At 61.2% G+C, this 5,831-nt stretch carries 3 protein-coding genes and 1 pseudogene; 3 read left to right on the plus strand and 1 reads right to left on the minus strand.

Features of this window, described 5'->3' with window-relative positions; all coding sequences use genetic code 11:
- Positions 1-595 (plus strand): annotated as a pseudogene (locus tag HSS18214_RS19185) (DNA-binding protein); the annotation flags it as partial.
- 87 nt (positions 596-682) lie between these two features.
- Here the strand turns inward: HSS18214_RS19185 and nfuA are convergent.
- The gene (gene nfuA, locus HSS18214_RS0103110) at positions 683-1,288 is read right to left on the minus strand and encodes a Fe-S biogenesis protein NfuA (protein ID WP_016913846.1); all 606 of its coding nucleotides are present in this window, start codon (positions 1,286-1,288) and stop codon (positions 683-685) included.
- A 235-nt stretch (positions 1,289-1,523) separates the two neighbouring features.
- Here nfuA and metH point away from each other — a divergent pair, with 235 nt between their 5' ends.
- Positions 1,524-5,219: a methionine synthase gene (gene metH / locus HSS18214_RS0103115; protein WP_026001686.1), complete on the plus strand. Its 3,696-nt coding sequence runs from the start codon at positions 1,524-1,526 to the stop codon at positions 5,217-5,219.
- Positions 5,220-5,248: 29 nt separating this feature from the next.
- Positions 5,249-5,831: MATE family efflux transporter (locus HSS18214_RS0103120; RefSeq protein ID WP_026001687.1), on the plus strand; the 583-nt coding region annotated here is incomplete at its 3' end.

Consider the following 5,831-nt stretch of genomic DNA (forward strand, 5'->3'; position numbering starts at 1 on the left):
GGCAGAGTGTCAGGCCCGCGAGCGGCACTGGCAGCAGCAGACTCAGCAGGCCACAGAGCATGCCGAGCAGCATCTGGCAGACCTGCAAGAAGCCCAGCGGGCGCTGACGGCCGCTCAGCAAGAGTGCGCTGCGCAGCTGGAGGCTCGTCAGCAGGCATGGGAGGAGCGCCTCGCACAGGAAGAGCAGCGTAACGAAGCCGCCGAGGCGCGTTTGATGGCGTTGCTGGATACCCTGCGTCAGGAGCGTGCCAACGAAGAGAAAGCGCTGCAGAAACGCCTGCAGCAGTGGGAAAAGCGTGGCGAAACGCTGGAGCAGGAGCTGCGCAATAAAAACGATACGGTAAGCCGTTTGCAGATAGACAACGGCAAGCTCGAGCAGCAGCTGCAAACGAATCAGGGGCATCAGGAGACACTCAAAGCCGCACTGGAAACCGCTCAGCGCAATCTCGATCAGGCAAGGCGGGCATTAGAGGTCGAGCAGCAGCAGTCGATAGCGCGTGAAGAGTGGCAGCAGCAGCTATGGCAGCGGATGGAAGCCATGCAGGCACAGCTGGCATCACTGCCGGAGGTCATGGCCCCTAAATCGCAGGAGTGAGCAGATACAACAACGCCCGGCAGCGGCTGCCGGGCGTTGTTCATGGAAAATGCTAAATGACAGCGTTGCTGTCAAGCATGGCCGCCATTAACGATAGTAGGCGTTGCTGGTATCGGTGTGGTCGGTGACGTCACGAATACCCGCCAGCTCGGGGATGCGCTCCAGCAGCGTTTTTTCGACGCCATCCTTTAGAGTCAGGTCGACCGCGGCACAGCCCTGGCAACCGCCGCCAAACGCCAGAATGGCCATTTTGTCTTCGGTCAGCTCGACCAGCTTGATCTCACCGCCGTGGGCCGCCAGCCCGGGGTTGATCTCGCTGTACAGGATATAGTTGATGCGGTCTTCCAGCGGGCTGTCCGCATTGACCTTGGGCATCTTGGCGTTGGGTGCCTTGATGGTCAGTTGCCCACCCATACGGTCGGCATTGAAGTCCACCACGGCCTCTTCAAGAAACGCCAGGCTGTTCTTGTCGAGAAACACGTTGATCTTGTCAAGCTCGAGCTTGACGTCGGTGGGCTCTTCTTCACCCGGGCGGCAGTAGGCCAGGCAGGTTTCTGCATAAGGCGTGCCCGGCTGGGTAATGAAAATACGCACGGCAATGCCTTCGACGTTCTGCTTTTCCAGCAGCTCGGCGAGGTAGCCCTGTGCGCTATCCGTGATGTCAATGCCCGGCGCTTCGATAGTCGTGGTCATAAGGGATGTTATCCTCCCGTGGTAGTGGCGTTGCCACTTCACATGTCATTTGTGCCTATGGTAAGCAAAACCACGTTGCGACACAATCCCGACCGTTTTAGTCGGCTATTGGGCGAGCGGCATGGCTTACTTGCTGCCCTTGCGAGCACCCTTTGGTATGATAAGCGCCGCTCACCCATGACGACGACAACAAGAATATCCTTTTCGACCGAGACGCTGGAGAACTTCCCCTGCCATGGCCGCTAGTGATTTGACTGCATCCCTTACCCAACGCCTGACCCAACGCATCCTTATTCTGGATGGCGGTATGGGTACCATGCTGCAGAATGCCCAGCTCAGTGAAGAGGATTTTCGTGGCGAGCGTTTTCACGACTGGCCTTCCGATCTCAAGGGCAACAACGACCTGCTGGCCCTGACCTGCCCCGACGTGGTGGCACGTATCCACCGTGACTACCTGCTGGCAGGCGCCGATATTCTCGAAACCAATACCTTCAACAGCACACGACTTTCCCAGGCCGACTATGGCATGGAAGACCTGGTGCCCGAGCTGAACAGAGAGTCTGCCCGGTTGGCCAGAGAAGTGTGTGATGCCGTGGCCGCGGAAACCGACATCCCCCGCTACGTGGCAGGCGTGCTGGGGCCTACCTCGCGTACCGCATCGCTGTCGCCGGACGTCAACGACCCCGCCAAGCGCAACGTGACCTTCGACGAGCTGCGCGAGAATTATTACGAAGCCGCCAACGCGCTGATCGAGGGTGGTGCCGATCTGATCATGATCGAGACCATTTTCGACACGCTCAATGCCAAGGCCGCCATTTACGCCCTTGAAGAGCTTTACGAAGACTTGGGCCGTCGTTTGCCGATCATGATTTCGGGGACCATCACCGATGCCTCCGGGCGCACCCTGTCAGGGCAGACCACCGAAGCCTTCTGGAACTCCATTCGTCACGCTCAGCCCCTCTCGGTGGGCCTCAACTGTGCGCTGGGCGCCGAAGAGCTGCGCCCTTACCTGGAAGAGCTGGCCACCAAGGCCGATACCTTCGTGTCGGCACACCCCAATGCGGGCTTGCCGAACGAGTTCGGCGAGTACGACCAGACGCCAGAAGAGATGGCGGCCATCGTGGGCGAGTTTGCCCAGAGCGGTCTGGTCAACATCATTGGCGGCTGCTGTGGTTCGACGCCGGAACATATCCGCGCCATTGCCGAGGCCGTTCACAGCATGGCGCCCCGCCAGGTGCCCGAGCGCCGTCGCGCCTGCCGCCTGGCGGGCCTGGAGCCTTACAACATCGAGGCCGACTCGCTGTTCGTCAACGTGGGTGAGCGTACCAACGTGACCGGCTCGGCCCGCTTCAAACGCCTGATCGTCGAAGAGGACTTCACCACGGCGCTGGAAGTGGCGCTGGAGCAGGTCGAGAGCGGCGCGCAAATCATCGACATCAACATGGACGAAGGCATGTTGGAGTCGCAGGAAGCCATGGTGCGCTTCCTCAACCTGATTGCCGGGGAGCCTGACATCGCCCGGGTGCCCATCATGATCGACTCCTCCAAGTGGGACATCATCGAGGCGGGCCTGAAATGCGTGCAAGGCAAGGCGGTGGTCAACTCCATCTCGCTCAAAGAGGGCGAAGCGGCGTTCCGCGAACAGGCCACCAAATGTCGTCGTTTTGGTGCGGCGATCGTCGTGATGGCCTTCGATGAAGAGGGCCAGGCCGATACCTTCGCCCGCAAGGTGGAAATCTGTGAACGCGCCTACCGCCTGCTGGTGGACGAGATCGGCTTCCCGGCGGAAGACATCATCTTCGACCCGAACATCTTCGCCATCGCCACCGGTATCGAGGAGCACAACAACTACGCCGTCGATTTCATCGAGGCCACCCAGTGGATCCGTGAGCACCTGCCCCATGCGATGATTTCCGGCGGCGTCTCCAACGTGTCGTTCTCGTTCCGTGGCAACAACCCGGTGCGGGAAGCCATCCACTCGGTGTTCCTCTACCACGCGATTCGCGCCGGGCTCACCATGGGCATCGTCAACGCCGGCCAGCTGGCGGTTTACGATGACCTGCCCGCCGAACTGCGTGACGCCGTCGAAGACGTGGTGCTCAACCGCCGCGATGATGGCACCGAGCGGTTGCTGGACATTGCCGACAAGTACAAGGGAGATGGCAGCGGCGCAGCCAAGAAGGAAGATCTGGAGTGGCGCAGCTGGCCGGTCAACAAGCGCATCGAGCATGCGCTGGTCAAGGGCGTGACGGCGTTCATCGAGGAAGATACCGAAGAGGCCCGCGCCCAGGCTGAACGCCCCATCGAGGTCATCGAAGGCCCGCTGATGGATGGCATGAACGTGGTCGGCGACCTGTTTGGCGCGGGCAAGATGTTCCTGCCCCAGGTGGTCAAGTCGGCCCGCGTCATGAAACAGGCGGTGGCCTATCTGATCCCGTTCATCGAAGCCGAGAAAAGCGCCGAGACCCAGGCCAAGGGCAAGATCGTCATGGCCACGGTCAAGGGCGATGTCCACGATATCGGCAAGAACATCGTCGGCGTGGTGCTGCAGTGTAACAATTACGAAGTGATCGACCTGGGCGTCATGGTGCCCACCGAGAAAATTCTCCAGGCTGCCATTGACCACAATGCCGATATCATCGGCCTGTCGGGCCTGATCACACCTTCGCTGGATGAAATGGTCCATGTGGCCAAGGAGATGCAGCGACGCGGCATGAACCTGCCGCTGCTGATCGGCGGTGCGACGACCTCCAAGGCGCATACAGCCGTCAAGATAGAGCCCCAGTACGACCACCCGGTCATCTACGTCACCGACGCCTCCCGCGCCGTGGGCGTGGCCGGCAAGCTGCTGGCGCCCAACCTCAAGGCGGCCTACGTCGCCGAGATTCGTGAAGAGTACGAAAAGGTCCGCGAGCGCAACGCCAAGCGTCGCCCCAAAGCCGCCGACCTGGACTACACCCAGGCCCGCAAGCGGCGCTTCCGCACCGACTGGGCCACGCATACCCCTGTGGCCCCCCGGCAGCCGGGTTTGATGACCTTCGATGATTACGATCTGAACGAGCTGGTGGAGCGCATCGACTGGACGCCCTTCTTCATGAGCTGGCAACTGGCCGGCAAGTACCCGAAGATTCTCGACGACGAGATCGTGGGTGAAGCGGCGCGCAGCCTATTTGCCGATGCGCAGGTGATGCTGCGCAAGCTGATCGATGAAAAACGCGTGCAGGCGCGGGGGGTAATCGGCCTGTGGCCTGCCAACAGCGTGGACGACGATGTCATCGAAGTCTATGCCGACGAATCCCGCACCCAGGTCGTCGAGCGTCTGCATCATATACGTCAACAGACCACCAAAGGCCGTGACGGCATCTGTTACAGCCTGGCAGATTTCATCGCCCCCAAGGAGAGCGGCAAGGCTGACTGGATCGGGGGCTTTGCGGTCACCACGGGCCATGGTGTGGATGAGCTTTCCAAAGCCTATGAAGCGGCGGGAGATGACTACAATGCCATCCTGGTGCAGGCCCTGACCGACCGTTTGGCGGAGGCCTTTGCCGAGCGTATCCACGAGCGGGTACGCAAGGAGTTCTGGGGCTACGTGCCGGAAGAGACGCTTGACAACGAGGCCTTGATCGCCGAGAAGTACCAGGGCATCCGCCCTGCCCCCGGCTATCCGGCCTGCCCTGATCACACCGAAAAAGCCACGCTGTTCCGGCTGTTGGAAGCCGAAAAGAATACCGGGCTAGTGCTGACCGAGAATTTTGCCATGTGGCCAGCGGCGGCGGTGTCCGGCTGGTACTTTGCCCATCCGCAGTCGAAGTACTTCTCCACCGGCAAGATCAGCCGTGACCAGGTCGATGCGCTGGCGCAGCGCAAACAGATGTCGCTGGAAGAAATGGAGCGCTGGTTGGCGCCCGTGCTTTCCTACGATCCGAGCTGATGTCGCCGGTTCGTCGTCAGAGCAAGGTCATGCGCCTTGCTCTCCCGGTCATGCTGGGCATGCTGTCTCAGAGCATGCTCAACCTGGTGGATGCCGCGCTGGTGGGCCACCTCGGCCAGGAGGCTCTGGCGGGCGTGGGGCTGGGTGGCTACGCCATGTTCATGATGACGGCACTGGTGTTCGGCCTCTCGTCCAGCGTGCAATCCCAGACCGCTCACGCTTTCGGAGAAGGCCGCACCGCGCCCACGGCCTTGCAGGCCGGGCTGCTCATCAGCCTGGGGGTAGGGGTTCCCTTGACCGCCTGGGCATGGTGGCAAGCTCCCTGGTGGATACAGCTGATCGCTCCCGCCGATGATGTCTCGCAGGTGGCCGTCGACTACTTTCGCTGGCGGGTGCTGTCGCTTGCGGTGATCGCCATGACCCTCTGCCTGAGGGGCTACTGGAATGGGCTTCAACACACCCACCTGTATTTGCGTATTGTCGTGGTGGTGCATCTGGTCAACGTGCTGCTCAGCGCGGGGTTGATCTACGGGTTGGCAGGTTTGCCTGCGCTGGGTACCAACGGCGCGGCCATGGGCACCAGCCTTTCACTGCTGCTGGGCGTGCTGGCCT

Source organism: Vreelandella stevensii S18214 (assembly GCF_000275725.1).
Taxonomy (GTDB): domain Bacteria; phylum Pseudomonadota; class Gammaproteobacteria; order Pseudomonadales; family Halomonadaceae; genus Vreelandella; species Vreelandella stevensii.